At 71.9% G+C, this 24994-nt stretch carries 25 protein-coding genes; 13 read left to right on the top strand and 12 right to left on the bottom strand.

Annotation, left to right across the window (positions count from 1 at the left end; all coding sequences use genetic code 11):
- Nucleotides 1–117: 117 nt before the first annotated feature.
- Nucleotides 118–531 carry a thioredoxin family protein gene (locus tag ACIPSE_RS29835; RefSeq protein WP_401668362.1) on the bottom strand — a complete coding sequence of 138 codons (414 nt, stop codon included), beginning with the start codon at nt 529–531 and terminating at the stop codon, nt 118–120.
- A 75-nt stretch (nt 532–606) separates the two neighbouring features.
- Between ACIPSE_RS29835 and ACIPSE_RS29830 the strand changes: the two genes are divergently transcribed.
- On the top strand, nt 607–1023 hold the full coding sequence (locus tag ACIPSE_RS29830; RefSeq protein WP_401668359.1) for a DUF4395 domain-containing protein: 417 nt from the start codon (nt 607–609) through the stop codon (nt 1021–1023).
- A gap of 190 nt (nt 1024–1213) precedes the next feature.
- The gene (locus ACIPSE_RS29825; RefSeq protein ID WP_401668356.1) at nt 1214–1942 is read left to right on the top strand and encodes a lysophospholipid acyltransferase family protein; all 729 of its coding nucleotides are present in this window, start codon (nt 1214–1216) and stop codon (nt 1940–1942) included.
- A gap of 36 nt (nt 1943–1978) precedes the next feature.
- On the opposite strand, the gene ACIPSE_RS29820 is transcribed toward ACIPSE_RS29825, so the two are convergent.
- From ACIPSE_RS29820 to ACIPSE_RS29805, 4 genes are all read right to left on the bottom strand, one after another.
- Nucleotides 1979–2551, bottom strand: coding sequence for a transglutaminase domain-containing protein (locus ACIPSE_RS29820; protein WP_401668354.1), 573 nt, complete (start codon nt 2549–2551; stop codon nt 1979–1981).
- Between the two features lie 98 nt (nt 2552–2649).
- Entirely contained in the window at nt 2650–3720 is a 1071-nt protein-coding gene (locus ACIPSE_RS29815; RefSeq protein WP_401668352.1) for a threonine aldolase family protein, read from the bottom strand.
- Entirely contained in the window at nt 3717–4478 is a 762-nt protein-coding gene (locus ACIPSE_RS29810; protein ID WP_401669246.1) for an SDR family NAD(P)-dependent oxidoreductase, read from the bottom strand. Before ACIPSE_RS29810 ends, ACIPSE_RS29815 begins: the two co-directional genes overlap by 4 nt.
- A 44-nt stretch (nt 4479–4522) precedes the next feature.
- On the bottom strand, nt 4523–5920 hold the full coding sequence (locus ACIPSE_RS29805) for a DUF6421 family protein (protein ID WP_401668350.1): 1398 nt from the start codon (nt 5918–5920) through the stop codon (nt 4523–4525).
- A 379-nt stretch (nt 5921–6299) separates the two neighbouring features.
- On the opposite strand from ACIPSE_RS29805, the gene ACIPSE_RS29800 reads away from it, so the two are divergent.
- Nucleotides 6300–6983, top strand: a complete 684-nt coding sequence (locus tag ACIPSE_RS29800) for a glycerophosphodiester phosphodiesterase (RefSeq protein WP_401668347.1) — start codon at nt 6300–6302, stop codon at nt 6981–6983.
- A 12-nt stretch (nt 6984–6995) separates the two neighbouring features.
- Here ACIPSE_RS29800 and ACIPSE_RS29795 read toward each other — a convergent pair whose 3' ends face one another.
- Complete coding sequence (locus ACIPSE_RS29795) at nt 6996–7526, bottom strand: GNAT family N-acetyltransferase (RefSeq protein ID WP_401668345.1); 531 nt, start codon at nt 7524–7526, stop codon at nt 6996–6998.
- 77 nt (nt 7527–7603) lie between these two features.
- On the opposite strand from ACIPSE_RS29795, the gene ACIPSE_RS29790 reads away from it, so the two are divergent.
- Nucleotides 7604–7996 carry a VOC family protein gene (locus ACIPSE_RS29790; RefSeq protein ID WP_401668343.1) on the top strand — a complete coding sequence of 131 codons (393 nt, stop codon included), beginning with the start codon at nt 7604–7606 and terminating at the stop codon, nt 7994–7996.
- Between the two features lie 98 nt (nt 7997–8094).
- Here ACIPSE_RS29790 and ACIPSE_RS29785 read toward each other — a convergent pair whose 3' ends face one another.
- From ACIPSE_RS29785 to ACIPSE_RS29775, 3 genes are all read right to left on the bottom strand, one after another.
- Nucleotides 8095–10626 (bottom strand): cellulosome protein, encoded by a 2532-nt coding sequence (locus ACIPSE_RS29785; RefSeq protein WP_401668341.1) that lies wholly within the window; start codon nt 10624–10626, stop codon nt 8095–8097.
- 161 nt (nt 10627–10787) lie between these two features.
- The gene (locus ACIPSE_RS29780; RefSeq protein WP_401668338.1) at nt 10788–11354 is read right to left on the bottom strand and encodes a MarR family winged helix-turn-helix transcriptional regulator; all 567 of its coding nucleotides are present in this window, start codon (nt 11352–11354) and stop codon (nt 10788–10790) included.
- On the bottom strand, nt 11351–12964 hold the full coding sequence (locus ACIPSE_RS29775) for an FUSC family protein (protein WP_401668335.1): 1614 nt from the start codon (nt 12962–12964) through the stop codon (nt 11351–11353). Before ACIPSE_RS29775 ends, ACIPSE_RS29780 begins: the two co-directional genes overlap by 4 nt.
- Nucleotides 12965–13159: 195 nt before the next feature.
- On the opposite strand from ACIPSE_RS29775, the gene ACIPSE_RS29770 reads away from it, so the two are divergent.
- The 5 genes from ACIPSE_RS29770 (at nt 13160) to ACIPSE_RS29750 (ending at nt 17158) form a co-directional block, all read left to right on the top strand.
- Nucleotides 13160–13693, top strand: coding sequence for a DUF5134 domain-containing protein (locus ACIPSE_RS29770; RefSeq protein ID WP_401668333.1), 534 nt, complete (start codon nt 13160–13162; stop codon nt 13691–13693).
- Nucleotides 13694–13779: 86 nt separating this feature from the next.
- A complete protein-coding gene (locus ACIPSE_RS29765) occupies nt 13780–14721 on the top strand; it encodes a M56 family metallopeptidase (RefSeq protein ID WP_401668331.1) in 942 nt (313 codons plus the stop codon).
- A 150-nt stretch (nt 14722–14871) separates the two neighbouring features.
- Entirely contained in the window at nt 14872–15543 is a 672-nt protein-coding gene (locus ACIPSE_RS29760) for a phosphatase PAP2 family protein (RefSeq protein WP_401668328.1), read from the top strand.
- 47 nt (nt 15544–15590) lie between these two features.
- Nucleotides 15591–16316 carry an HAD family hydrolase gene (locus ACIPSE_RS29755; RefSeq protein WP_401668326.1) on the top strand — a complete coding sequence of 242 codons (726 nt, stop codon included), beginning with the start codon at nt 15591–15593 and terminating at the stop codon, nt 16314–16316.
- Nucleotides 16317–16468: 152 nt separating this feature from the next.
- Nucleotides 16469–17158: a TetR/AcrR family transcriptional regulator gene (locus tag ACIPSE_RS29750; protein ID WP_401668323.1), complete on the top strand. Its 690-nt coding sequence runs from the start codon at nt 16469–16471 to the stop codon at nt 17156–17158.
- Here ACIPSE_RS29750 and ACIPSE_RS29745 read toward each other — a convergent pair.
- On the bottom strand, nt 17146–18648 hold the full coding sequence (locus ACIPSE_RS29745) for an LVIVD repeat-containing protein (protein WP_401668321.1): 1503 nt from the start codon (nt 18646–18648) through the stop codon (nt 17146–17148). The two genes, ACIPSE_RS29750 and ACIPSE_RS29745, sit on opposite strands and share 13 nt — an antisense overlap.
- A gap of 98 nt (nt 18649–18746) precedes the next feature.
- Between ACIPSE_RS29745 and ACIPSE_RS29740 the strand changes: the two genes are divergently transcribed.
- Nucleotides 18747–19400, top strand: coding sequence for a DUF305 domain-containing protein (locus ACIPSE_RS29740; protein ID WP_401669243.1), 654 nt, complete (start codon nt 18747–18749; stop codon nt 19398–19400).
- A gap of 16 nt (nt 19401–19416) precedes the next feature.
- Here ACIPSE_RS29740 and ACIPSE_RS29735 read toward each other — a convergent pair whose 3' ends face one another.
- On the bottom strand, nt 19417–19878 hold the full coding sequence (locus tag ACIPSE_RS29735; RefSeq protein WP_401668318.1) for a DUF6214 family protein: 462 nt from the start codon (nt 19876–19878) through the stop codon (nt 19417–19419).
- A 219-nt stretch (nt 19879–20097) separates the two neighbouring features.
- On the opposite strand from ACIPSE_RS29735, the gene ACIPSE_RS29730 reads away from it, so the two are divergent.
- Together ACIPSE_RS29730 and ACIPSE_RS29725 are read left to right on the top strand one after the other, a co-directional pair.
- Complete coding sequence (locus ACIPSE_RS29730) at nt 20098–21441, top strand: FAD-dependent oxidoreductase (RefSeq protein ID WP_401668315.1); 1344 nt, start codon at nt 20098–20100, stop codon at nt 21439–21441.
- A gap of 169 nt (nt 21442–21610) precedes the next feature.
- A complete protein-coding gene (locus ACIPSE_RS29725; protein ID WP_401668313.1) occupies nt 21611–22981 on the top strand; it encodes a nucleobase:cation symporter-2 family protein in 1371 nt (456 codons plus the stop codon).
- Here ACIPSE_RS29725 and ACIPSE_RS29720 read toward each other — a convergent pair.
- Nucleotides 22907–23257, bottom strand: a complete 351-nt coding sequence (locus tag ACIPSE_RS29720; RefSeq protein WP_401668310.1) for an ArsR/SmtB family transcription factor — start codon at nt 23255–23257, stop codon at nt 22907–22909. The two genes, ACIPSE_RS29725 and ACIPSE_RS29720, sit on opposite strands and share 75 nt — an antisense overlap.
- Before the next feature lie 184 nt (nt 23258–23441).
- On the opposite strand from ACIPSE_RS29720, the gene ACIPSE_RS29715 reads away from it, so the two are divergent.
- The gene (locus ACIPSE_RS29715) at nt 23442–24521 is read left to right on the top strand and encodes an NADH:flavin oxidoreductase/NADH oxidase (RefSeq protein WP_401668308.1); all 1080 of its coding nucleotides are present in this window, start codon (nt 23442–23444) and stop codon (nt 24519–24521) included.
- Nucleotides 24522–24994 lie beyond the last annotated feature (473 nt).

Below are 24994 nucleotides of genomic sequence, written 5' to 3'. Positions count from 1 at the left end.
CCGAAGAGAAGGACTTCCGAAGGCATACGGTCAGGCTGACGATAGTTGGTACGTGCAGTCAAGTACGTCCCGGTATATGGGAGCTGCCTCACCGTCATACGACCCTTCCCCCGACGGTCACACGGCCTCGCCGACGGCCGCGATGACGTCGGCCTTGCGCGGCTGCCCCGTGGCCCGCCGTACGACCCGCCCCGCCGCGTCCAGCACCAGCACGGTCGGCGTCTTGAGGATGTCCAGCTCCCGCACGAGGTCCAGATGCGCCTCGGCGTCGATCTCCACGTGGGTCACGCCCGGGACCAGTTCGGCCACCTCGCCGAGGACGCGCCGGGTGGCCCGGCAGGGCGCGCAGAACGCGCTGGAGAACTGCACGAGCGTGGCCCGCTCCCCCAGTTCCGTGCCCAGCTCGGCCGCGCCGAGCCGCTTGCCGTCGTCCCGACCGCGCACCCGTACTCTCCCGCTCCGCCGCTTGTGCAGCACTCCGTAGGCGCTCGCTCCGGCGAGCACCAGGACACACACCACCAGTCCGGCCATCTTCGGCTCCAGCGTTCACGAGACTGCAAAGATTCCCGGAACCATGCCCGGCTTTCCGTGCGGAATGCTGGATTCATGGACATCGACGTGAGAGGACCGCGCTTCGGGGCGGTCCTGACGACCCTGGTACTGGCGGTCGTCCTGATCACCGGCAGCGCCTGGCTGCTGGCCTGGCAGACCCTGGCCTTCGCGCTGGGCGCGGCGGGCGGGGTGGCGCGCTCGCCCTACGGATGGCTGTTCCGCACAGCGGTCCGTCCCCGGCTGGGACCGCCGACCGAGTTCGAGGCACCGGAGCCGCCGCGGTTCGCGCAGGCCGTCGGACTCCTCTTCGCGGGGCTCGGTCTGGTGGGCTACGGGCTCGGTCCCGAGTGGCTGGGCCTGGCCGCGACCGGGGCGGCGCTCGCGGCGGCGTTCCTCAACGCCGCGTTCGGTTACTGCCTGGGCTGCGAGATGTACCTGCTCGTGCGGCGTGTCACGGTGCGCACGCAGTAAAGACGACGCAAAAGCCCGAGGTGGATCACTCGCGCCGACGTGACAAGGATCTCGCTGACGATGGGCACCAAGACTGGCCACCCGGCCGTTCTTCGGGCACGATCTGCGAGATGCCGTAAACCTACGGCACCGTAACTTTCCCGCCGGGAGACCCCGTTCCCAGGCAGAGAAGGAAGGGTCCACCCCGTCCATGGCAGAGCTTGTCTACCGTCCCGTCGTTGGTCTCGCCCAGACGTTGTTCAAGGTGTGGGACCTGAAGATCGACTGCAAGGGGTCGGAGAACATCCCGCGCTCTGGCGGCGCCGTGCTGGTGAGCAACCACATCAGCTACCTGGACTTCGTCTTCGACGGTCTCGCGGCGCTCCCGCAGAAGCGTCTCGTGCGCTTCATGGCGAAGGAGTCCGTCTTCCGGCACCGGGTCTCCGGTCCGCTGATGCGCGGCATGAAGCACATCCCCGTGGACCGCAAGCAGGGTGAGGCCGCCTACCAGCACGCGCTGGAGTCGCTGCGGTCCGGGGAGATCGTCGGCGTGTTCCCCGAGGCGACGATCTCGCAGTCCTTCACCCTCAAGTCCTTCAAGTCCGGTGCGGCCCGGCTCGCCCAGGAGGCGGGCGTCCCGCTGATCCCGATGGCGCTCTGGGGCACCCAGCGACTGTGGACCAAGGGGCACCCGCGCAACTTCAAGCGCAGCCACATCCCGATCACCATTCGCGTCGGCGAGGCGATCGAGGCGTCCAAGGACAAGTACGCGGGCGCGATCACCCGTCAGCTGCGGGGCACCGTCCAGGAGTTGCTGGAGGCCGCGCAGCGCGCCTACCCGGTCCGGCCCAAGGACGCCGACGACACCTGGTGGATGCCGGCCCATCTCGGCGGGACCGCCCCGACCCCCGAAGAGGTCAAGGCGTCGGAGGCCCTCTGAGGTCCCAGCGGCCCGCGAAGAGGGCCGCGGGCCGGCTCAGAGCCGCGTGGGCAGCGCGTCCCACAGGCGAGGCCGGTCCGGGGCCGCTTTGAGCGCGGCCAGCACGGCCGGGTGGGGCGCGGCGTACAGGACCGGCCAGTCGAGTTCGCCGGACTCCTGGTCGGGCACGAAGGCGAGCCGCTCGCCGTCGAGGGAGAACCGGGCGTCCACGCCCGGTTTGTTGCCGCGGGGGTCCTGGCGGTGCCAGGCCCCGTTGAAGCGCACGGCGACCAGTCCGTGCACCACGTCGAACTGCTGGTAGCACAGCGCCGTCGGGATGTCCTCGGCCCGCAGCAGCGCGGCCAGGGCGTGGGCCTTGGCGTAGCAGATGCCGGTCCGCCGCTCCAGCACGTCCGAGGCGCGCCAGGTGACGCGCGGATCACCCGCGTCCTGGGAGTGGGGAATCGTGTCGCGCACGAACTCGAACGCGCGTCGCGCATAGTCATACGAGTCCTCGGCCTGTCGCGCGAGGCCGGCGGCGATCTGCCGCACCAGCGGGTGGTCATGGTCGATGACCTCGTCAGCCGCCAGATAGGCGGAGAGGTCGGGCGTGTCCTGGATCGGCTCCATGGTTCCTGAGCATAGGAAAGCGATCACCCGAGAGTCAATGACTTTACGAGTGACCGCATACCTATGCATCCAAGAGGTCCGTCGTGGGACCGCTCGCGCTAGTGCGCCATCTCCTCCTTGAGGGCGGCCACGAACGCGTCCACGTCCTCCTCGGTCGTGTCGAACGCGCACATCCAGCGCACCACGCCCGCGGTCTCGTCCCAGAAGTAGAACCGGAACCGCTTCTGCAGCCGCACGCTCACCTCGTGCGGGAGCCGGGCGAACACGCCGTTGGCCTGCACCGGGTAGAGGATCTCCACACCGTGGACGGAACGGACGCCCTCCGCGAGGCGCTGCGCCATCTCGTTGGAGTGGCGCGCGTTGCGCAGCCACAGGTCCTTGGCGAGCAGCGCCTCCAACTGCACCGACACGAAGCGCATCTTGGAGGCGAGCTGCATGGACAGCTTGCGCAGATGCTTCATGTGGGAGACGGCGTCCTGGTTGATCACGACGACCGCCTCGCCGAAGAGCGCGCCGTTCTTCGTCCCGCCGAGGGAGAGGATGTCGACGCCGACCGCGTTGGTGAAGGTCCGCATGGGGACGTCCAGGGACGCGGCGGCGTTGGCTATGCGGGAGCCGTCGAGGTGCACCTTCATGCCGTGGGCGTGGGCGTGGTCGCAGATCGCGCGGATCTCGTCGGGCGTGTAGAGCGTGCCCAGTTCGGTGCTCTGGGTGATCGAGACGACCTGGGGCATCGCCCGGTGCTCGTCGTCCCAGCCGTACGCCTGCCGGTCGATCAGCTCGGGGGTGAGCTTGCCGTCGGGCGTGGGCACGGTGAGCAGTTTGAGGCCGCCCATGCGCTCGGGGGCGCCGCCCTCGTCGACGTTGATGTGGGCGCTCTCGGCGCAGATCACCGCGCCCCAGCGGTCGGTGACCGCCTGGAGCGCGACGACGTTGGCGCCGGTGCCGTTGAAGACCGGGAAGGCCTCCGCGCCGGCGCCGAAGTGGCCGCGGACGACCGCCTGGAGGTTCTCGGTGTAGTCGTCCTCGCCGTAGGCGACCTGGTGGCCGCCGTTGGCGAGGGCGAGGGCGGCGAGGATCTCCGGGTGGACGCCCGCGTAGTTGTCGCTGGCGAAGCCGCGGCTGTCGGGGTCGTGGTGGCGTCGTGCGTCGGTCTTGGCGGGGTTCACGGCTGCTCGGTGAGCCACAGACGGTTTCCGTTCACTTCCTCGGCGGGCTTGTCCCAGACCTCGGCGATGGCCTCTGCCAGGTCCTTGACGTCGGTGAAGCCCGCGAACTTGGCGTTGGGACGCTCGGCGCGCATGGCGTCGTGCACCAGGGCCTTCACGACCAGGATCGTGGCGGCGGAGGTGAGCTCCGCACCGGCCCCGGCCTTGCGCAGGAAGTCCGCCATGGCGAGGGTCCAGGCCTCGGCGGCGGCCTTGGCGGCGGCGTAGGCGGCGTTGCCCGCGGTCGGATGGCTGGCGCCCGCGGCGCTGATCAGCACGTACCGGCCGCGGTCGCTGCGCTGGAGGACCTCGGAGAACGCGAGCGAGGTGTTCTGGACGGTCCTGATGAGCAGCAGTTCCAGGAAGTCCCAGTCGTCGAGGCTGGTCTTGACGAAGGTCTCGCTGCCGCGCCAGCCGCCCACGAGGTGGACGACGCCGTCGACGCGGCCGAACTCCTTCTCGATGCCGGCGGCCCAGTCCTTGGTGGAGTCCAGGTCGAGCAGGTCGACCGGCTCCCCGATGACCGTGGCCCCGCCGGCCGCGTCCCGGGCGTGCGCCACCGCCTCGGCGAGCCGCTCGGGATCGTTGTCCGCCCCGACGACCGTCGCGCCCGCCTCGGCCAGCCGTCGCAGTGCCGCCCGGCCGGCGGGTCCGCCCGCTCCTGCCACCGCGATCACCGCGCCACTGAGAGCTCCGTCGCCTGCGCCGTTCCCCGCCATGTCCTTCGCCTCCTGAGCAGCCTGAGCCGTGGTCGTGCGGTCGCTCACGCGGCGACTCGCCCGGCACTCCCCGCCGTGATGCCCCGGGTCGAGGCGATCACGTTCTTGAGCTTCTTGGAGAGTGCCTCATAGAACATGCTCAGCGGAAACTCGTCCGGAAGCACGTCATCCACCAGCTTGCGCGGCGGCAGGGTCAGGTCGAGGGCGTCGGGGCCCTTGGCCCACTTGGAGCCCGGGTGCGGGGCGAGATAGGTCGAGACCAGTTCGTACCCGGCGAACCAGTGGACGAGCTTGGGGCGGTCGATGCCGTCCCGGTAGAGCTTCTCGATCTCGGCGCACAGCTCGTTGGTGACCTGCGGGGCGCGCCGCCAGTCGATGTGCAGCTTGTTGTCGGTCCAGCGGACCACGTCGTGCTGGTGCAGGTAGGCGAAGAGGAGCTGGCCGCCGACGCCGTCGTAGTTGCGGACGCGCTCGCCGGTGACCGGGAAGCGGAACATCCGGTCGAAGAGGACCGCGTACTGCACGTCACGGGCCTGCGGGACGCCGTCGGCCTCCAGCTTCACGGCCTCCTTGAAGGCGGTGAGGTCGCAGCGCAGCTCTTCGAGGCCGTACATCCAGAACGGCTGGCGCTGCTTGATCATGAAGGGGTCGAAGGGCAGGTCGCCGTGGCTGTGGGTGCGGTCGTGGACCATGTCCCACAGGACGAACGCCTCCTCGCAGCGGGTCTGGTCGTGGACCATCGCGGCGATGTCCTCGGGCAGCTCCAGGCCGAGGATGTCGACGGCGGCCTCGGTGACCCGGCGGAAGCGGGCGGCCTCGCGGTCGCAGAAGATACCGCCCCAGGAGAATCGTTCCGGCGCCTCACGGACGGCGATGGTCTCCGGGAACAGCACCGCGGAGTTGGTGTCGTACCCGGCCGTGAAGTCCTCGAACGTGATCCCGCAGAACAGCGGGTTGTCGTAGCGGGTGCGCTCCAGCTCGGCCAGCCACTCGGGCCAGACCATGCGCAGGACGACCGCCTCGAAGTTGCGGTCCGGGTTGCCGTTCTGCGTGTACATGGGGAAGACGACCAGGTGCTGGAGGCCGTCCGCGCGGCTCGCGGCGGGCTGGAAGGCCAGCAGCGAGTCGAGGAAGTCGGGCACCTCGAAGCCGCCCTCGGCCCAGCGGCGCAGGTCCGCGACGAGGGCCTCGTGGTAGGCGCTGTCGTGCGGGAGCAGCGGGGCGAGCTCCTCGACGGCGGCCGTGAGCCGCCGCACGGCGCTCTCGGCGTCGGCGCGCCCGGGGGCACCCTCGGCCGTGAAGTCGATCGACCCGTCCTTGGACTGCCATGGCCGGATCCGCTCCACGGCATCCTTGAGCACGGGCCACGCCGGGTGCTCCACCACCCTGGTCACGGGAGGGAACTGCTCCCCCGTCGTCGCCTGCACAAGAATTTCCGTCATGTCCCATCCTCCACGGGAGAACCTCGCGTAGGGACACGGTAGGCATACGGGGTTTCTTCCAGCAAGGGGGGTCCCCGGAAATTCTCCTGTTCAACCTCATGGTCACGGAATTTTTTCCTGCCGGATGCCATGAACACGGTCCGACCGGGTAGACCTTCTCCTCCGGGGTAGGCGTCGGTCGATGCCCGCGCGACCCGCCCACGCCCGAGTGACCGACCCGACCCGTTCCGGCCACGGACACCCCGTCCACCCCGCCGATCGCCCGCTGTACGCGGGGGTTCATCACCGGCCGGGGCCACTAGGCTGCGGAGCCACCCGCGCGGGTGTCCGCTCCGGTCCGCGCGAGGCCGAGCCGCCGTCGACGGAAGCGAGTTGAACCTTGAACTTCCTTACCATCGGTCACCGCGGGGTCATGGGTGTCGAACCCGAGAACACCCTCCGCTCCTTCGTCGCCGCCCAGCAGGCCGGCTTCGACGCCATCGAACTCGACCTGCATCTCAGCAAGGACGGCGCGCTCGCCGTCATGCACGACACGGACGTGGACCGCACGACCGACGGCACCGGCCCGATCGCCGGCATGACGCTCGCCGAACTGCGCGCCCTGGACGCGGGCCGCGGGGAACGCGTCCCCGTCTTCGAGGAGGTCCTGGACGCGGTACGGGCACCGCTCCAGGCCGAGATCAAGGACCTGGCGGCGGCGCGGGCGCTGGCCGACGTCATGATCGAGCGGGATCTGACCGGCCGGGTGGAGGTGTCGTCCTTCCACGACGAGGCCATCGCGGAGATCGCCCGGCTGGTGCCGGGGGTGCGGACCGCGCTGATCGGCAGCCGCTACGGCCTCGACATCGTGGACCGCGCGGTCGAGGCGGGCGCGGCGACGGTGTGTCTGAACATCCGCCGCATCACCCTGGAGGTCGTCGAGCACGCCCGCAAGGCCGACCTGAGGATCATCGGCTGGGTGGTGAACACCCAGGACCATCTGCGGCTGGTCCGCGCGTTGCAGCTGGACGGCGCGACCACCGACTACCCGGAGATCAAGCGCACCGGCCGCTTCACCGCATGAACGTCACTGCCCTCACGCCAGCGGCTTGACCAGCAGCTCGAAGCGGAGGTCGTCGCGCTGCGGGACACCGAACCGCTCGTCGCCGTACGGGAACGGCGTCGTCTTTCCCGTACGGCGGTAGCCGCGGCGCTCGTACCAGGCGATGAGGTCCTCCCGCACGGAGATCACGGTCATGTGCATCTCGGTGACGCCCCAGGTCTCACGGGCCTGCCGTTCCGCCTCCGCGATGATCACCTTGCCGAGTCCGGCGCCCTGGAGCGCGGGGCTGACGGCGAACATCCCGAAGTAGGCGTGGTCACCCCGGTGTTCGAGCTGGCAGCAGGCGACCACGCGGCCCTCCCGCTCCACCGTGAGCAGCCGCGCGTCGGGCGACTTGATGACCGCGAGCACGCCCTCCGGGTCGGTCCGCTGTCCCTGGAGGATGTCCGCCTCGGTGGTCCATCCCTGCCGGCTGGAGTCCCCGCGGTACGCGGACTCGATCAGCGCGACCAGGTCGTCCACGTCGGCGTCGGCGGCGTCACGGAAGGTGAGTCCAGCGGTCATGGTGCGTCTCTCCACTCTCGGGCACCGGTTTCGGGCACGGCCGAGCCTAACGCTCCACACCCCCTAGGCTCGCCCGCATGGTGCACGTACTGAGCGGCCGGACCCTCCTCCACCCCACCGACCCCGAGCGGTCCCGCCGTTTCTACGGCGAGCAGCTCGGCCTCGCCGTCTACCGCGAGTTCGGCACGGGGCCCGAGCGCGGCACCGTCTACTTCCTCGGCGGCGGCTTCCTGGAGGTCTCCGGCCGCACCGGGAGCGCCCCCTCGCCCGCCGTCCGGCTCTGGATGCAGGTCGAGGACGTCGCCGCCGCGCACGAGGAGCTCACGGCGAAGGGCGTCGCGATCGACCGTCCTCCGGTGAAGGAGCCCTGGGGACTGATCGAGATGTGGATCACGGACCCGGACGGCACCCGGATCGTCCTGGTGGAGGTCCCGGCCGACCACCCGATCCGCCACCGCCCCGGGATCTAGGGGGTGTCGGACGGTCTCGCCCACGGCTGCGGCAAGGAGCGCCGGCAGGACATCGACGACCGCCGCTCCGGGTACCGGCGCACCGTGACCGAGGTGCTCTAGGACACGGCCCGACGCCCCGCGAGCGGGGTGACGGTCACCGAGTCCAGGACGGGCGCGTACGCGGAGCGCCGGCCGTGGGTGTTCCCGGTGGTGCCGTCGACGTCGGGGAGCGCGTCGGAGGTGAAGGTGAGCGTGTTGACGCCTTCGCGCAGGGTGACGGGGACGGCGAGCCGCCAGAAGTTGTCGAAGTGGAAGGTGGTCGGGAACAGCACGCGCCCGGCGTCGCTGCCGTTCACGGTGAGGTCGGCGTGGCGGCAGACCGGGTCCGGGTTGTAGTGGGTGCCGGGCGGCTGCTCGCCGTTCGAGTAGCGGATCGTCAGGGCGTGGCGTCCGGTCCGGTCGGCGGTGACGGTGAGGGTGAGGGCGTTCGCGGGGCCGTGTCCGACGCCGTCGACGGCCTTGCCGCCGGTGGCCGAGGAGAAGGCGGCCACGGTGGCCGTACCGGTCAGCACCCCGTCCTCGGCGGCGTGGGTGGTGCTGGGCAGCAGGCCGCGCGACGGGCCGACGGTCAGCTTCCGTACGACGAGTTCGGGCGAGGTCGCGGTCACCGTGACCTTGTTGACGCCCGCGGCGAGGAAGAGCGCCAGGTCCTCGCCCACGACGGCGTCGATCGGCTCGCCGTTGACCGTGAGGCCGCCCTGCCCGGTCCCGTGGAGGGTCGTGGTGGTCTCGCCGTCGTCCTCCGCGTGGACCCAGAAGGTGACCGTGCTCCCCTGCGGGAGGCTGACGGCGTCGTCGCGCACCCGGGCCGCGCCACCGAGTGCCGCGTGCACGGCGTCGTAGGCGGCGGTGGACTCCGGTTCCCGCAGGGCGAGTTCGATCCGGTCGACGACCGCGTCGCCCCGGGTGGCGCCGAGCAGGGGGTCGTGGGCGGCGAGGGTGACGCGGTGCGGGCCCGCGGCGAGCCGGACCCGGGTGCCGGTGTGGCCCCACACGGCCCACTTGTAGCCGAGGGGCAGGCGCAGTTCGCGCGGGTCCTCGCCGTCGACGCGCAGGAACACGTTCGCGGGCCCGTGCTCGCGCACACCGTCGGCCTGGTTGTGCGAGGTGGCGTGCACCCGCAGGTCGTACGTGCCGTCCTCGGGCACCTCGACGTCGAAGGCGAGCACGAGGTCGGAGCCGGTGCGCAGGCCGCCGACGTGACGGCCGCCGTAGGAGGCGAAGCGGTCGACGTGCTCCGGGGAGCCCTCGGGCCCGTTCAGGGTGCGGCCGGTGCCGGTCCAGGCCGCGTCCTCGGCCGCGTACGAGCGGCGCCACCCGGCCGTGGGCGCCGTGGGGGCGCCGCGCGGTGAGAGGGTGAGCTGGTAGGCGGACATCGCGTCGAGACCGGCGAGCGGGACGGTCACCTCGCCGTCCACGACGGGGAGTTCTCCGTCGCGTACGACGAACGGACCGGCGCAGGAGCCGACTTGGCCGGTCCAGGGGATCTCCACCACCCGCGCGTGGACGGTCGTGCCGAAGAGGCCGGGGTCGACGCCCCGGACGGCCACCTCCGCCTCGCCGCCCGATCCGCCGAACAGCACCCGGGCCTGGCGTTTGTCGCGGTCGAGCGCGGCGACGCCCTGGAGCGTGTACTGGACGTTCGGGTGCGGGGCGGTCACCTCGACCGTGTCGCCGGTGAGCCGCCCGTAGGCGTTGAACAGCCACCACTGGCCGTTCGCCTTGTTCGCCTCGACCACCGAGTCGTTGAGGTTGCCCGCGATGTTCCAGTACGCCATGTCGGCGTCGATCTTGGACTCCTCGATCGCGGCGATCCACTGGATCATCTGCCCCGGGACCGAGAGATGGTAGTTGTGGGCGTACTCGTTGACGTTGACGGGCAGCGGGCCGATCCCCAGTTCCCGCTCCCAGGAGCGGTACCGGGCCACGCTCGTGCGGACCTCGGCGGGCGAGGAGAGTTCGTGCCAGGTGATGACGTCGGGCAGGACGCCGTGCTCCTTGGCGAAGGCGAGGAAACCCTTGACCTCCGGGTAGAGCAGGCAGGTGTTGGGGCCGGCGACGCGGGCGCCCGGGTGGAGGTCCTTGATCAGCCGGTGGATGTCGCGCCAGGCCGCGAAGTAGCGCTCCGGGTCGGTGCGCCAGGAGACGCGGTCATGGCTCCACTCCCCCTCGCCGAACATGTTGCCCTCGGGCTCGTTGAACGGGACGTACACGACGTGGGAGGCGGGCTCTCCCGCCCGGACGACCTGTTCGACCTGGCGGCGGATGTTCTCCCGGTAGCGGGCGAGGCGTTCCTCGCCGGTCGCGCCGGGCCATTCGTAGGGGAAGCCGCGGAGGATGTCCGGCATGTAGAGGTAGAGGTCCCGGCCGCCCGCGGCGACGAAGGCCGGCAGGACCTCCAGGGCGTCGCCGCCGGGGTGCTGGACGCCGTCCTGGGCCTTGGTGGCGACCGTGCGGACGTACATGCCCTCGACGGCGGTCCGGGTGGGGACGCCGTCGCCGTACAGGCCGTAGAGCGTGCCGCTCGCGCCGCCGTGGAAGGGGCCGGTCCCGGTGCCGAGGTCGACGGTGAGGGTTTCGGCTGCCACGGCGGCTCTCTTCCTGCACGGACGGTTCGGATGGCCGAACGTCGGTCGCTGAGTCGAACCGACCGTAAGGAGCCCTCGTCGATCACGTCAATGGCGTGTCGGGGAGCGAAAGTTGCGGAGCCCCCGGCCCCGCCCCGGTCCCGTCCCGGCCCCGCCCCGGTTCAGGCCCGCAGGGCGCCGAGGCGGCCTTCCAGGCGTCCCAGCAACTCGCCCAGCAGGGTGGCGAGTTCGCCCTGTCGCTCGCCGTCGAGCACGGAGAGCACGGCGGTCTCGTAGGCGAGCTGCTCGGGCAGGATGCCGTCGACCAGTTCGCGGCCGGCGTCCGTGAGACGGACATGGGCCACCCGGCGGTCACGGGTGTCGCCCCGGCGGTCGACCAGACCGCGTTCGGTGAGCTGCTTGAGCCGCTTGGTGACGGCGGCGCCCGAGGAGAAGGTCTCGCGGGCCAGGTCGCCGGGGGTCAGCTCGTGGCCGGTGCGGCGCAGCGCGCCGAGCAGGTCGAACTCGGGCCGGCTGAGACCGGCGCGGCGCAGGGGGGCGTCCTCGGCCTGCTGGAGGAGGGCGGCGGAGCGGTTGATGCGGCCGATGATCTCCATGGGGCCGGTGTCGAGATCGGGGTGGACGGCCTGCCACTGCCGGACCACTGCGGAGACCGTGTCCTGCCGGACCGCGGCGGCGCCCGGGGCACCCGTGGTCGCGTCCGCCTGCCGTCCGTTCGGTGCCGTCATGGCCGTACGCCCTCTTTTCCCGTGGTCTGCCGCCGTACCGTCGCCGCGAGCGTACGGTGTCCCGCCTGTTCGGCGCGCACGACCCGCTCCTGGGGCAGGGCGCGCGACCACCACTCGCCGGAGGCGGCGTCCACGGTGGCCCGCAGGTCGACCAGCGCGGTGGCGAGCGCGCGGCGGGCGGCGGGCAGGGCGCGCGGTTCGGGGTGCGGGGCGGGTGCGGCGAGCAGGCGCGCGACCCGCTCTCGGGCGCTCTCCACGGCGGTGAGGGCCCGCTCGACACGGTCACCGGCCCGCCGGTCGGTGACGACGATCGCGGCGAGCAGGCCGACGAGGGCGCCGACGACGGTGTCGGCCACGCGCTCGGTGATCAGCCGTCCGGGTTCCTGGGTCCCGGCGAACTCCGTGATGAGCAGGGCCATCGGGGTGACGCAGACGCTGCCGAGCCAGTAGTTGCGGCCGATCAGGGCTTCGGCGCCGAAGTTGAAGGCGAGGCAGATCAGCACGAGGGCGACCGGGCCGAGATGCGCGAGCGGGACGACGGCGGCGAAGAGGAGCACCCCGGCGAGGTTGCCGACGACCCGCTGGACGCCTCGGGTCCAGGTGAGGGTGAGGTTGGCCTGGTACAGGGAGGCGGCGGTGACCAGCGCCCAGTAGGGGCGGCCGACCCCGAGGGCGAGGGAGGCGTATCCGGCGAGGGCGCAGCCGACGGCGGTGCGCACGGCGAGCGGGGTCAGCGGGCCGAGCCGGGTCCACCAGGGGCGGGCCGGGGCGGCGAGTTCGACGTCGATGCCGAGCAGCTCGGGGTCGTCCTCGGCCCGCGGGACCGGTCCGTTGCCGCGCAGGTCGCGGGCGTGGCTCCGCAGACGGGCCGCGGAGGCGTCGGCGGGGGCGGAGAACGCGACCTCGGCGCGGACGACGAGCCGTTCCAGGGCGCGGCGGGCGGGCGTGCGGGCGCCGGCCGAGAGCAGGGACTGCCAGGCGGCCTGGACGGCGGCTGCCGCGGCGGCCCGGGCGCGGTCGTCCTCGGGGCGTTCGACGGCGATGGCGGCGGCGTTCAGGGCGTGGGCGGTGGCGCGGCGTTCAGGGCCGTGCGGCCGGACCAGGCCGGGTGCCATGCCGACGAGCCAGGCCCAGACGCCCGCGGCGACGGCGATGGCGAGATGGCCGGGCACCTGGGCGAGGGTCTGCGGGGCGAAGAGGGAGGCGGAGCTGATGAAGGTGAGGACGACGTTGCCGGGCGGGCCGATCCGGGTGGCGTCGCACAGGGTCTTCTGCGCGGCGGCCAGCAGCGCGCCGACGGTGACCAGCACGACCGCGTTCGTGGTGAGCGAGGCGGTGACCAGGGAGACGGCCAGCCCGCCGAGCATGCCGAGCACCACCCAGGCCAGGGCGCGGGCCCGGGCGGCGTAGGGGCGGTTGTGGGCGTAGAGCGCGCAGAGGGATCCGGCCATCGTGTACATCGCGAGGTCGAGGCGGCCGAGCGCGAGGAGGGTGAGGTTCGGCGGGGCGACCGCCACGACCACGCTCAGCGCGGGCTTGAACCAGATGTCCGAGGGACGGCCGAGGCGGAGGGCGGCGGCGAGGGGGAGGCGGGGGGTGGCACTGCTCATGAAAACAGATTAGCAGGTGTTTTACTCGTGAAACATATGGCGGGGCTCCCCGGGGCCCGTCCCGAGCCCTCCCGCCCCTCCCCGTGACCTGCCGTGCTCCCCCGAATGCTCCCCGTGTACACCCTTGCGCTCGCGTGCGCGCCGCGTGGCCGGGGCATCGCATTCCTGACCTGACCGTCGAACGGGGAGGCGCGTGTGCACGGACCGGCTTCGCCCGGCTGGCTGCTGGTCGCGCTGTGCGCGGCGACCGGCGCCTACTGTCTGCTGCGCATGCGCAGCGGGGTCGAGGAGCAGCGCCGCACCGCGGGCGGCGAGGCGCTCATGGGCTTCGGGATGGCCGCGATGGCCGTGCCGGCGGCGGTGTTCACCCCACCCGCGTGGGCTTGGAGCGCCTACGCCGCGGTGTTCGGCGCGGCGGCGCTGCGGGCGCTGTGGGCGGCCCGCACGCGAACCCATCACCTCCACCATCTGGTCGGCGCGTCGGCGATGGTCTACATGGCCGTCACGATGGCCCTCTCCCCCGGCCACCACCACACGGGCGCCGGGGTGCCGGTGCTGACCGGGGCGCTGCTCCTGTACTTCGTGGGGTACGTCCTGCTGTCGGGGGTGCGGCTGGTGCCGGCCGCGGCCGGGGGCGCGGCCGTCGGGTGGGGCGACCGGCCGGAGCTGGCGCGGGCGTGCCGGCTGTCGATGGGGATCGCGATGGTCGCGATGCTCGCGACGATGTGAGGGAGTCGCGCCCAGGGCTGTGCCCTGCGTCACTTCGGTACCGCATGCCGTACCCGTGCGCGGCGGACCGCTCATAGGCTGCCCTCATGATGGTCCCCGCGGCACTGTTGCTGCTCGGCGCCCTGGTCGCCGTCCTGGCCCCCCGGCTGCTCGCCCGGGCCGACTGGGCGGACCGTGAACCCGTGGTCGCCCTGTGGGCCTGGCAGTGCGCGGTGGCGGCGGTCCTGTTGTGCTGCGCCCTGTCGATGACGCTCAGCGCGGCGGCGGCCTGGCAGGCGGTGCGCGGCCACGTCTTCGCCCCCGCGCCGCGCGCGGTCGTGGAGGCGTACGCCCTGGGAGCCGGGGGCACTTGGGCGGCGGCGACCGCGGTGACGCTGGCCCTGGGCGGTGCGTGGACCGCGGCGATGCTGGTCCGCGAAGTCGTACGGGCACGGCGGCGCCGTCGCTCACGCCGCGCCGAACTCGTCGTGCGTTCGCCCCTGTTGCCCGGCGAGGAGCGGACGACCGGGCGGCTCATGGTGCTGGAGGGCGAGCGGTCCGACGCCTGGTGGCTGCCGGGGTCCACGCCCCGACTGGTCATCACCACGGCCGCGTTGCGCCGTCTCAAGGGGCGGCAGCTCGACGCCCTGGTGGCCCACGAGGAGGGCCACGCCCAGGCCCGGCACGACTGGCTGCTGCACTGTTCGGCCGCGCTGGCGGGCGGGTTCCCGCAGGTGCCGGTCTTCGCCGCGTTCCGCGACGAGATGCACCGGCTCGTCGAACTCGCCGCCGACGACATGGCCTCCCGGCGCTTCGGCCGGCTGACCACCGCGCTCGCCCTGGTCGAACTCAACGAGGACCGCGGCGTGTTCGGCCCCGTCCCGGCCCCGCACGCCCTCGTCCCCCAGCGGGTGAACCGACTGCTGACCCCTCCGGACCGCCTCACGGCGGCCCGCCGCCTGGGCCTGACGGCAACGGCCGCGCTGGTACCGGTGATTCCGGTCCTGGTCGCGTTCGTCCCCGGGCTGCAGGCGTTGGGCGGGTACTGAGGGCGACCGGCACGGGAGCCGCGCCGACAGGCCGGGGACCGGGCTCCGGCGCGCCCGGCGGCGACCGGCCGCCGTGCGCTCATGACATCGGCGGGGCCGTGCGTGTGCGCGGAGTTCGCTTTCGGCTCACGGGTCGGCGAGGATCGCAGTATGCACACGCCGACCCTGGACGCACCTCCCGGCCGACCGCGGCAGCGCACCGTCGCCCGCACGGCCGTCGGCCTCGCGGTCTGCTCCGCGCTGCTGCTGGCACTGGTCGTGGTCCGGTGGCGGCCCCTGATGGACCTCGACGAGGACATCGCGACGACCACGCACCGCTGGGCGGTCGAGGAGTACGGGCCCACCCAGGTGTTCCGGGTCCTGACGGACTGGGTCTGGGACCCGTGGACGATGCGGCTGCTGTGCGCGGTGGTCGTGGTGTGGCTGGTGTGGCGGCACTCCGCGTGGCGGACGGGCCTGTGGCTGGCGGTGACGTGCGCGCTCGGCACGGCGGTCCAGCAGGCGCTCAAGGCGGCCGTCGACCGGCCCCGCCCGACCTGGCCGGACCCCGTGGACAGCGCCCGTTACGCGGCCTGGCCCTCGGGGCACGCCATGACGGCCACGGTCGTCCTGGGCCTGCTGCTGTGGCTGCTGCACCATCACGCCCCCGGTCATCCGCTGCGCCGGGCGGCCCTGGCCGTGGCGGTCGTCTCCGTCCTCGGCGTCGGCCTCACCCGCGTCTGGCTCGGCGTCCACTGGACCACCGACGTGCTGGGCGGCTGGCTCCTGGGCGCCCTGACGGTGGCGCTCGCCGTCCTGGTGCGCGGGCGGATGCGGGCGTGACCGGAACCCGCGGTCCGGCACCCGCGGGACACCTAGGATCACCTCCCATGATCGCTGTGCTGTTCGACTTCTCCGGAACCCTCTTCCGCGTCGAGTCCACCGAGTCCTGGCTGCGCGGCACGCTCACCGCCGCCGGCGCCGACTGGCCCGAGGCCGAGATCGCCGAGGCCGCGCGGGCGCTGGAGGTGATGGGCGCCCTGCCCGGCGGGGCGAACCCGGTACGGGTGCCGGAGGACGTCGCCGGGATCTGGGGAGTGCGCGACAAGAGCGCCGCACTGCACCGGGCCGCGTACACGGGCCTGTCCCGCCACGTCACGCTGCCGGACCCCGCCCTGCACGACGCGCTCTACGACCGGCACATGACCCCGGCGGCCTGGCGGCCGTACCCCGACACCGCCGAGGTGCTGCGGGCACTGTCGGAGGGGGGCGTCAAGGTCGGCGTCGTCAGCAACATCGGCTGGGACCTGCGGCCGGTGTTCCGCGCGCACGGCCTCGACCCGTACGTCGACGCGTACGTGCTGTCGTACGAGCACGGGGTGCAGAAGCCCGATCCGCGGCTGTTCGCGACCGCCTGCGACGACCTGGGCGTCGAGCCGGGCAGGACGCTGATGGTCGGCGACGACCGGCGGGCGGACGGCGGGGCCGCCGTGCTGGGGTGCGGCGTGCACTTCGTGGACCATCTGCCGGTGGCCGAGCGGCCCGGCGGACTGCGGCCGGTGCTGGACCTCGTCGGCGGGGCGCGGACGGCTCCGGCGGACGGCCCGGGTCAGTAGCCTCAGGCCACCACCGGGGCGGAAAGCGCGCCCGCCTCGGGCGATCCCCCGCGTCGCCCGAGGCGGACGGCAGCCCGGACCTGGCCTTTCACGGGCCGGTCCGGATGCGCTGAGTATAGTTGGCTGCCAGCCAGTCAACGCAGGAGTCCAGCATGTCCCCGCGCAGCGCCTCGGTCAATGAAGAGTTGCGGCGGCGTTCCCGGGAGCGGCTCCTCCAGGCGGCCGTCGAGGTGGTCGGCGAGCAGGGGTACGAGTCGACGACGCTCGGCGACATCGCCGACCGGGCGGGCTCGGCACGCGGACTGGTCTCGTACTACTTCCCCGGCAAGCGGCAGCTCGTGCAGTCGGCCGTGCACCGGCTGATGCACCGCACGCTGGAGGAGGCGCTGGAGCGCGAGCCGCGCTCCGAGGACGGCCGGGAGCGGCTGGCGCGGGCCATCGACGCGATCCTGGGGCTGGCCCGGGAGCGTCCGGTGCTGATGCGCCAGCACATGGCGGGGCTGCTGTCGGCCGAGGGGTTCGTCCCGTGCGCGGAGCAGCGGCGGCTGGCCGAGCTGCTGCGGGACACCGTCACCCGGCACGGCTCGTCGGACGTGGACGCCGACTACCCCATGCTGCGGGCCCAGTTGATGGGCGCGGTCTACGCGGCGCTGGTGCCGGGCGCGCCGATGGGCGTCCCCGAGCTGCGCGCGGAGCTGTTCGAACGGTACGGGCTGGACTGGGAGTCGGGCGTCCCGCCGGACCCCGAGGGGGCGTCCGGCGGGACGGGTGACGCGGATCTGTCGCGGTTCTTCGCGACCGAGGCCGCACCGGAGCGCGACCGGGACGGTCAGTCGAAGTAGTCCGGCTGCGTCTGGACGTTGAGCTCGTTCAGCCGTACCCGCTTGGCCGGGTCCGTCCGGCGGTCGCTCAGCTTCAGGACGTCGAAGCCCTTGGCGATGTCGTTCGAGTAGATGTAGCCGTTGTAGTAGTACGCCGACCAGGAACCGCCGACGCTGAGGGTGTCCGTACTGATCGGGCCACGCTCGAAGTAGGCGATCTCCTTGGGCTTGGTGGAGTCGGTGAAGTCCCAGACGGAGACACCGCCCTGGTACCAGGCCTGGACCATGATGTCCTTGCCCTTGACCGGGATCAGCGAGCCGTTGTGGGCGACGCAGTTCTCGGTGTCGGCCTGGTGGCGCGGGATCTTGTAGTAGGCGCGGAAGACGAGCTTGCGCTTGTCGCCCTTGCCGACGATGTCGTAGATGCCGTCGGCGCCGCGGTCCGGTCCGACCGTCGCGTTGCAGGTGGCGGCGCCACCGCCGCCCAGCTCATCGGTGAAGACGACCTTGTTGGCCTTCTGGTTGAAGGTCGCCGAGTGCCAGAACGCGAAGTTCACGTTGTCCTGCACCTGGTCGAGGACCTTCGGGTGCTCGGGGTCCTTGATGGAGAACAGGATGCCGTCACCCATGCAGGCGCCGGCCGCGAGGTCCTGGTCGGGCAGGACGGTGATGTCGTGGCAGCCGGTGGTCTTGGACACGCCGGGGTTGGTCGGCGAACCGGGGTTGCCGCCGCCGTCCGGGCCCTCACCGGGGAACAGGACGGGGAAGCCGACGACCGCGGCCTTCTCCGGGGCGTTGCGCGGCACCTTGATGACGGAGATGCCGTCGTGCGGCGGCTGACAGTCGGGATAGGCGGCGTTCGGCGAGTACGACTGGACGTAGACGTAGACATTGCGGCGCTCGGGCACCAGCGTGTGGGTGTGCGAGCCGCACGCGGTCTCGACGGCGGCGACGTACTTGGGGTTGGTCTTGTCGCTGATGTCGAAGACCTTCATGCCCTCCCAGGAGGACTTCTCGGTCGCGGGCTGGGTGGTGCTGTTGCAACTGCTGTCGCTGCGCGAGGAGTCGGTCGACAGGAAGAGCAGGTTCCCGGAGACGGAGATGTCGTTCTGCGAGCCCGGGCAGAGCACCTGGGCGACGGTCCGGGGCGCCTTCGGGTTGCTGATGTCGAAAATACGGAAGCCGTCGTAGTTGCCGGCGAAGGCGTACTTGCCCTGGAAGGCGAGGTCCGAGTTGAAGCCGGGCAGGGCGTCCTTGGCGATGTTGGTGAGATGCTCGATGTTGTCGGAGTGGACGATCTCGTCCTGGCCGGGTATCTCGCCGCTCGCTATCGCGGCGCTCACGTCGGCCCCGGCGCTCCTGGACACTTCCTGGCCGGCCGCCGGAGCGTCCCCCGGATCGGGGGTCGCGGACGCCGGGACCGCCGTCAGGAGCGCCGCCATGAGTCCGGCTGCGGCTGCGGCAACTCCGAATCGTCTGTGTCGAGTTCGGGGACTGTTCAACAGGATCACTGTTTCCTCCCTGGTTCCCGTTCCCTTCGGAACGGTTCACGCACCCACGAAGTATTGTCTTCGCCATGCACATACCAACAGGGGGCAACAAGATCGCAATGAAGTTTTTTGTCGCGCCCCGGTTCCGCGTCCTGCCGCTTCTGTTCGTCACCGTGCTCGCGCTCGGCGCGTGCGACTCCGACGCCGACCCGGACGCCAAGTCGGCTTCCGGGAGCGGTCCTTCGGTGATCGCACCCGGCGAGCCGGGCGGGGAGAACCGCACCCTGTCCGCCGAGGAGGCGGCCGAGCAGCGTGCCGAGGACGACTCGCCCAACTCGGCCGACGTCACGTACGCCCGGACGATGATCGAGCACCACGCCCAGGCCCTGGAGATGACCGGACTCGTCCCGGACCGGGCGAAGTCGACCTCGGTGAAGCGGCTCGCCGACCGCATCGCGGCGGCTCAGGGGCCCGAGATCACCAGCATGCGCGGCTGGTTGACGGCACAGGGCAAGGACGAGACCGGTGAGACCCACGACCACGCCGCGATGCCCGGCATGGCCACCGAGGCGCAGCTGAAGAAGTTGCGCGCGGCGAAGGGGGCGGCCTTCGACGAACTGTTCCTGACCCTGATGATCACGCATCACGAGGGCGCGATCACCATGGCCACGGAGGTCAAGTCGCAGGGCAACAACATCCAGATCGAGGAGATGGCCGACGACGTCGTCGCCCAGCAGACGAGCGAGATCTCGCGGATGCGGGACCTGCTCTGACCGGCAACCGCCCCTGTCAGCGCTTGGCGTGACGCGGCGTCAGATACCCCGCGTCACGCGCCTGCGCGATCATCCGGAGCGACTTGCGGCGGCTGTGCCCGGTCGCGCACATCACGGCGAGCACCGGGTCGACACCGTCCCCCTGGGCCGCCTTGTACTCCTCGGCGACGAGCCAGCGCCCCTCGATGCCGCGCGGCCAGGGCGGGCGCGCACGGCGGGACGCGACGGGTTCGTCCTCCTCGGGCACCGGCTGCACCCCGCACGCCTCGAAGAGCGGGTCCTCGATCCAGTCGGCCAGCGCCGCGAGATCGTCCAGGCACAGCGCCGGCTGGGCCCGTACGTCCTCCAGGGAGACGCTCCCGTCGGCCACCACCGCGAGCGCGTCGACCCGGGCCCCGTCGGTGAAGGCCAGCCGCACGTTGAACCAGGAGGTGGCGCCCTCGCCCTCCTGAACTTCCCAGGCCGGCCATACGGTCACACGACCGTCGATCGGACAACGATCAGAAAGATTAAGAAAGGATGCTTCTAGCACATACGGAACGTAACCGCATGATCACTTTGCATACCAACGGACACGCGCCCTCCACCCCGTACAGCACCCTGTCAGCGCAGCGGCCGCGGTGCGATGCTGGAGGCATCAGCGACCTCCTCCGATCTCCTCCGGTCCCACGGGACCCCACGGACAAGGAGTTCCGCCGTGATGCGTGTCGCCGTCGTCGGCTCAGGACCGAGCGGGTGCTACACCGCCCAGAGCCTGGTCCAGCTCCATCCGTCGGTCCATGTCGACGTCCTGGACCGACTGCCGTGCCCGTACGGCCTGGTGCGGTACGGGGTGGCACCGGACCACGAGAAGATCAAGTCCCTGCAGAACACCCTGCGCACGGTGCTGGAGCACGAGCGGGTGCGGTTCCTCGGCGGGGTCCCGGTCGGCGCCGGCGGGGTGTCCGCGGCCCGGCTGCTGGAGCTGTACCACGCGGTCGTGTACTGCGTCGGCGCCGCGACCGACCGGCGGCTCGGCGTCCCGGGCGAGGAGCTGCCGGGGAGCTGGTCGGCGACCGAGTTCGTGTCCTGGTACAGCGCCCATCCGGACGCGGTGGCCGACGGGTTCGTGCGTGACGTGCGCGCGGCCGTCGTCATCGGCGTGGGCAACGTGGCCGTCGACGTGGCCCGGATGCTGGCCCGCGGCGTCACCGAGCTGAGCCCCACCGACATGCCGCAGGCGGCGCTGCTCACGCTGGCCGCGAGCCGGGTGACCGAGGTGCACATGGTGGGGCGGCGCGGCCCCTCGCAGGCCCGGTTCACCACCAAGGAGCTGCGGGAGCTGGGCGGGCTGCCGGATGCCCATGTCATCGTGGATCCGGCGGAGTTGGGCCTCGACCCGGACTTCCTCGACCCCTCCGGACTGCCCGCGGCGCAGCGCCGCAACGTCGAGGTGATGCGCGGCTGGGCGCGGACGCCGGACGCGGACACGGCGCGCCGCATCCATCTGCGCTTCTTCCTGCGCCCGGTCGAACTCCTCGCCCGGGACGGGCGCGTGGGCGCGGTGCGCTTCGAGCGGACGGTGCCGGACGGGCACGGAGGGGTGACCGGGACGGGCCGGTTCGAGGACGTCGAGGCGCAGTTGGTGCTGCGGTCGGTCGGCTACCGCGGGATCCCGCTGGAGGGGCTGCCCTTCGACGCCGGCCGGGGCACGGTCCCCCATCTCGCCGGACGCGTCCTGCGCGAGGGCGTGGTGGCGCCGGGCGAGTACGTGGCGGGCTGGATCAAGCGCGGGCCCACGGGCGTGATCGGCACGAACCGCCCGTGCGCGAAGGAGACGGTGGCCTCCCTGCTGGCGGACGCCGGTGCCGTCGCGCGCGAGGTGGAGCGGGCCGATCCGCTGGAGGTGCTGCGGGCCGAGGGGGTGGCGCCGGTCGAGTGGCCGGGCTGGCGGGCGATCGAGCGGGCGGAGGCGGCACTGGGGGCGTCGCTGGGCCGGCCGACGGTGAAACTCCCCGACTGGGACGCGCTGATGGCCGCCGCGCGAGGCGACACCGACTAGGGGGTGCGCCGGGCGCCGCGGGCACCGCACTGGGTTTTCGCCGCACGCCCTGGCCCGCGGGGCCCCGCGCGACCGTTCAGGTCCGGGCCCCGATCGCCCGTGGACCGGGAAACCAACCCGCAACACCCGCGAAATCAACAATCTGTTTAAGGAGCTTACGGTCCCTCCCATGACCAAGCACCCTGTCGACGAAGTCCCGCCGGCACGCCATCTTCTGGCGTTCGGCCTCCAGCACGTGCTCGCGATGTACGCGGGCGCCGTGGCCGTCCCCCTGATCGTCGGCAGTGCGATGAAGCTGTCGCCCGCCGACCTCGCCTATCTGATCACCGCGGACCTGCTCGTCTGCGGTGTCGCGACGTTGATCCAGTGCGTCGGCTTCTGGCGCTTCGGCGTCCGGCTGCCGATCATGCAGGGCTGTACGTTCGCCGCCGTCTCCCCAATGGTGCTGATCGGCACGACGGGCGGCGGACTGCCCGCGATCTACGGCTCGGTGATCGTCGCGGGGCTCGCGATCATGCTGCTGGCCCCCGTGTTCGGGAGGCTGCTGCGGTTCTTCCCGCCGCTCGTGACCGGCACGGTGATCCTGATCATCGGCATCTCGCTGCTGCCGGTGGCGGGCAACTGGGCCGCGGGCGGGGCCGGTTCGGCGGACTTCGGGGAGCCGAAGAACCTGGGCCTGGCGCTGTTCGTGCTGCTGGTCGTGCTCGGCGTGCAGCGGTTCGCCCCGGCGTTCCTGAGCCGGGTCGCGGTGCTGATCGGCATCGGGGTGGGCCTCGCGGTGGCGGTGCCGTTCGGGTTCACGGACTTCGCCGGGGTGGGCGACGCGGACTGGCTCGGCATCAGCACGCCGTTCCACTTCGGGGCGCCGACCTTCGAGGCCTCCGCCATCGCCTCGATGCTGGTCGTGGCGCTGGTGACGATGACCGAGACGACCGGTGACCTGATCGCGGTGGGCGAGATGACGGACCGCAGGGTCGAGCCGCGCCCGCTCGCGGACGGCCTGCGCGCCGACGGTCTGTCGACGGTGCTGGGCGGCGTCTTCAACACCTTCCCCTACACGGCGTACGCGCAGAACGTCGGCCTCGTCGGCATGACCCGGGTGCGCAGCCGCTGGGTCGTCGCGACGGCGGGCGCCATCCTCGTCCTGCTGGGCCTGCTGCCGAAGCTGGGCGCGGTCGTCGCCGCGATACCGGCGCCCGTGCTGGGCGGCGCGGGTCTGGTGATGTTCGGGACGGTCGCCGCGAGCGGGCTGCGGACCCTCGCGCAGGTCGACTTCAAGGGCAACCACAACCTGACCGTGGTCGCCGTGTCGGTGGCGATGGGCGTGCTGCCGGTCGGTGTGCCGACGGTCTACGACAAGTTCCCCGACTGGTTCCAGACGGTCATGAACAGCGGCATCAGCGCGGGCTGCCTGACCGCGATCGTGCTGAACCTGCTCTTCAACCACCTGCCCACGAAGGCCGGTTCAGCCGAGCCGGACGGCCTGCCGGTCGGCGGCGCCGAGCAGCGAGTCCAGCAGCCCCGGGAAGAGGCCGTCTAGATCGTCCTTGCGCAGGCCGTTCATCTTGGCCGTCCCCCGGTAGATCTGCCGGATCACGCCCGCCTCGCGCAGCACCCGGAAGTGGTGCGTGGTCGTGGACTTGGTGACCGGCAGCTCGAACTGCGAACAGGTGAGCTCGTCGCCGACGGCGGCGAGCTCACGCACGATCGCGAGGCGCATCGGGTCGGACAGCGCGTGCAGGATCGCCTCCAGCCGGATCTCGTCGCGCGCCGGGTGCGGAAGATCGCGGCTGCTGACGGCGACGGTCGAGGTCACGGCGGCTCCTCTGGTGCGGGAAGTCGACTGGCGAGGGGGCGGCGCACCCACGGGCGGGGCGGTCGAGCCCGGGCCCGGGCTCGACAGGGACCATTGTACGAGAACCATCGTAGTTTGACACTTGGCGTACTACGATGCCTATCGTACGAGTCGACTTCCGGTCCCGTGACGAATGGAGCCCGCCGTGACCGCGCTCTTCGAGCCGTACACCCTGCGTGAACTGACCATCCCGAACCGTGTGTGGATGCCGCCGATGTGCCAGTACTCCGCGCTGCCCGAGGGCCCGGAGACCGGCGCGCCGAACGACTGGCACCTCGCGCACTACGGGGCCCGCGCCACCGGCGGCACGGGTCTGGTGATCGTCGAGGCCACCGCCGTCAGCCCCGAGGGCCGCATCTCGCCGTACGACCTGGGCATCTGGAACGACACCCAGGTCGAGGCGTTCCGGCGGATCACCCGCGCCCTGGTGGCGCAGGGCACGGTGCCGGCGGTCCAGCTCGCGCACGCGGGCCGCAAGGCGTCCACCGACCGCCCCTGGACCGGCGGGGCGCCGCTCGGGACGGACGCGCTCGGCTGGCAGCCGCTCGGCCCGAGCCCGCTCGCCTTCGACGAACGGCACCCGGTACCGACCGAGTTGACGGTCGCTCAGATCCAGGACGTGGTGGGCCAGTTCGCGGACGCGGCCCGGCGCGCGCTCGCCGCGGGCTTCGAAGTCGCCGAGATCCACGGCGCGCACGGCTATCTGATCTCCAACTTCCTGTCCCCGCACTCCAATCAGCGCACCGACTCCTACGGCGGCTCCTACGAGAACCGCACCCGGTTCGCCCTGGAGGTCGTGGACGCGGTGCGCGCGGTGTGGCCGCAGGACAAGCCGCTGTTCTTCCGCATCTCGGCCACGGACTGGCTGGAGGAGGGCGGTTGGACGGCGGACGACACGGTCCGTTTCGCCGCCGACCTCCAGGCCCACGGCATCGACCTCCTCGACGTCTCCACCGGAGGCAACGCGGCCGGGGTCCGCATCCCCCTCGGCCCCGGCTACCAGGTGGCCTTCGCCTCCCGGGTGAAGGCCGCGACCACTCTGCCGGTCGCCGCCGTCGGGCTGATCACCGAGCCCGAGCAGGCCGAGAAGATCCTCGTCAACGGCGAGGCCGACGCCGTGCTGCTGGGCCGCGAACTGCTCCGCAGCCCGTCCTGGGCGCGGCTGGCGGCACGCGAGCTGGGTGGGGACGTCCATGTCCCCGACCAGTACCTGCGGTCGGTGTGACCCCGGCCCGCGGCTGACCGGGAACGCACCGCGGTCGCCCTCCTCCGAAAGGAGGAGGGCGACCGCGCGCATGCCCCCGCAAGGTCAGGGGGTATGACTCCCTCTGCACGATGTGCGCGCCTCCCTCGGCGACAAGGCTGGGCGCATCAGGCATGAGGAGGCCGCCATGATCAGCCAGACCCGCGTCCGCGTCACCCGCCGGCCCGCCCCGCGCCGGGACGAGCCGATCGACCGCAGGACACCGTCGGGACGCCTGCTGCCCTACTAGTAGGGCTTGGTCAGGTTCGTAGGGGTGTGGGTATGTCGCGGTGGCAGGTGGGACAGGCGCCGGTCCAGGTGGCGAGGAGGGTCTGCAGTTCCCGGAGGACTTGGTAGAGACTCAGACCTGCGCCACGTCTTTTGGGTCTCGTGCCAGTCGTTGCAGCGTGCAGAAGGCATGAGCGGCCGATACGAGGGTGACGTGGTGGTGCCAG

It is taken from the genome of Streptomyces sp. NPDC090106 (assembly GCF_044747265.1).
Classification (GTDB): Bacteria; Actinomycetota; Actinomycetes; order Streptomycetales; family Streptomycetaceae; genus Streptomyces.
This window is presented reverse-complemented; position numbering and strand designations above follow the sequence as displayed.

Bases quoted from the DNA above. Each gene is read 5' to 3' on its own strand.
- ACIPSE_RS29825 (WP_401668356.1), top strand. From the start codon at position 1,214: ATGGCAGAGCTTGTCTACCGTCCCGTCGTTGGTCTCGCCCAGACGTTG.
- ACIPSE_RS29750 (WP_401668323.1), top strand. From the start codon at position 16,469: ATGTCCCCGCGCAGCGCCTCGGTCAATGAAGAGTTGCGGCGGCGTTCC.
- ACIPSE_RS29740 (WP_401669243.1), top strand. From the start codon at position 18,747: ATGAAGTTTTTTGTCGCGCCCCGGTTCCGCGTCCTGCCGCTTCTGTTC.
- ACIPSE_RS29805 (WP_401668350.1), bottom strand. From the start codon at position 5,920: ATGACGGAAATTCTTGTGCAGGCGACGACGGGGGAGCAGTTCCCTCCC.
- ACIPSE_RS29760 (WP_401668328.1), top strand. From the start codon at position 14,872: ATGCACACGCCGACCCTGGACGCACCTCCCGGCCGACCGCGGCAGCGC.
- ACIPSE_RS29795 (WP_401668345.1), bottom strand. From the start codon at position 7,526: ATGACCGCTGGACTCACCTTCCGTGACGCCGCCGACGCCGACGTGGAC.
- ACIPSE_RS29780 (WP_401668338.1), bottom strand. From the start codon at position 11,354: ATGACGGCACCGAACGGACGGCAGGCGGACGCGACCACGGGTGCCCCG.
- ACIPSE_RS29775 (WP_401668335.1), bottom strand. From the start codon at position 12,964: ATGAGCAGTGCCACCCCCCGCCTCCCCCTCGCCGCCGCCCTCCGCCTC.
- ACIPSE_RS29830 (WP_401668359.1), top strand. From the start codon at position 607: ATGGACATCGACGTGAGAGGACCGCGCTTCGGGGCGGTCCTGACGACC.
- ACIPSE_RS29765 (WP_401668331.1), top strand. From the start codon at position 13,780: ATGATGGTCCCCGCGGCACTGTTGCTGCTCGGCGCCCTGGTCGCCGTC.
- ACIPSE_RS29835 (WP_401668362.1), bottom strand. From the start codon at position 531: ATGGCCGGACTGGTGGTGTGTGTCCTGGTGCTCGCCGGAGCGAGCGCC.
- ACIPSE_RS29820 (WP_401668354.1), bottom strand. From the start codon at position 2,551: ATGGAGCCGATCCAGGACACGCCCGACCTCTCCGCCTATCTGGCGGCT.
- ACIPSE_RS29810 (WP_401669246.1), bottom strand. From the start codon at position 4,478: ATGGCGGGGAACGGCGCAGGCGACGGAGCTCTCAGTGGCGCGGTGATC.
- ACIPSE_RS29790 (WP_401668343.1), top strand. From the start codon at position 7,604: ATGGTGCACGTACTGAGCGGCCGGACCCTCCTCCACCCCACCGACCCC.
- ACIPSE_RS29755 (WP_401668326.1), top strand. From the start codon at position 15,591: ATGATCGCTGTGCTGTTCGACTTCTCCGGAACCCTCTTCCGCGTCGAG.
- ACIPSE_RS29725 (WP_401668313.1), top strand. From the start codon at position 21,611: ATGACCAAGCACCCTGTCGACGAAGTCCCGCCGGCACGCCATCTTCTG.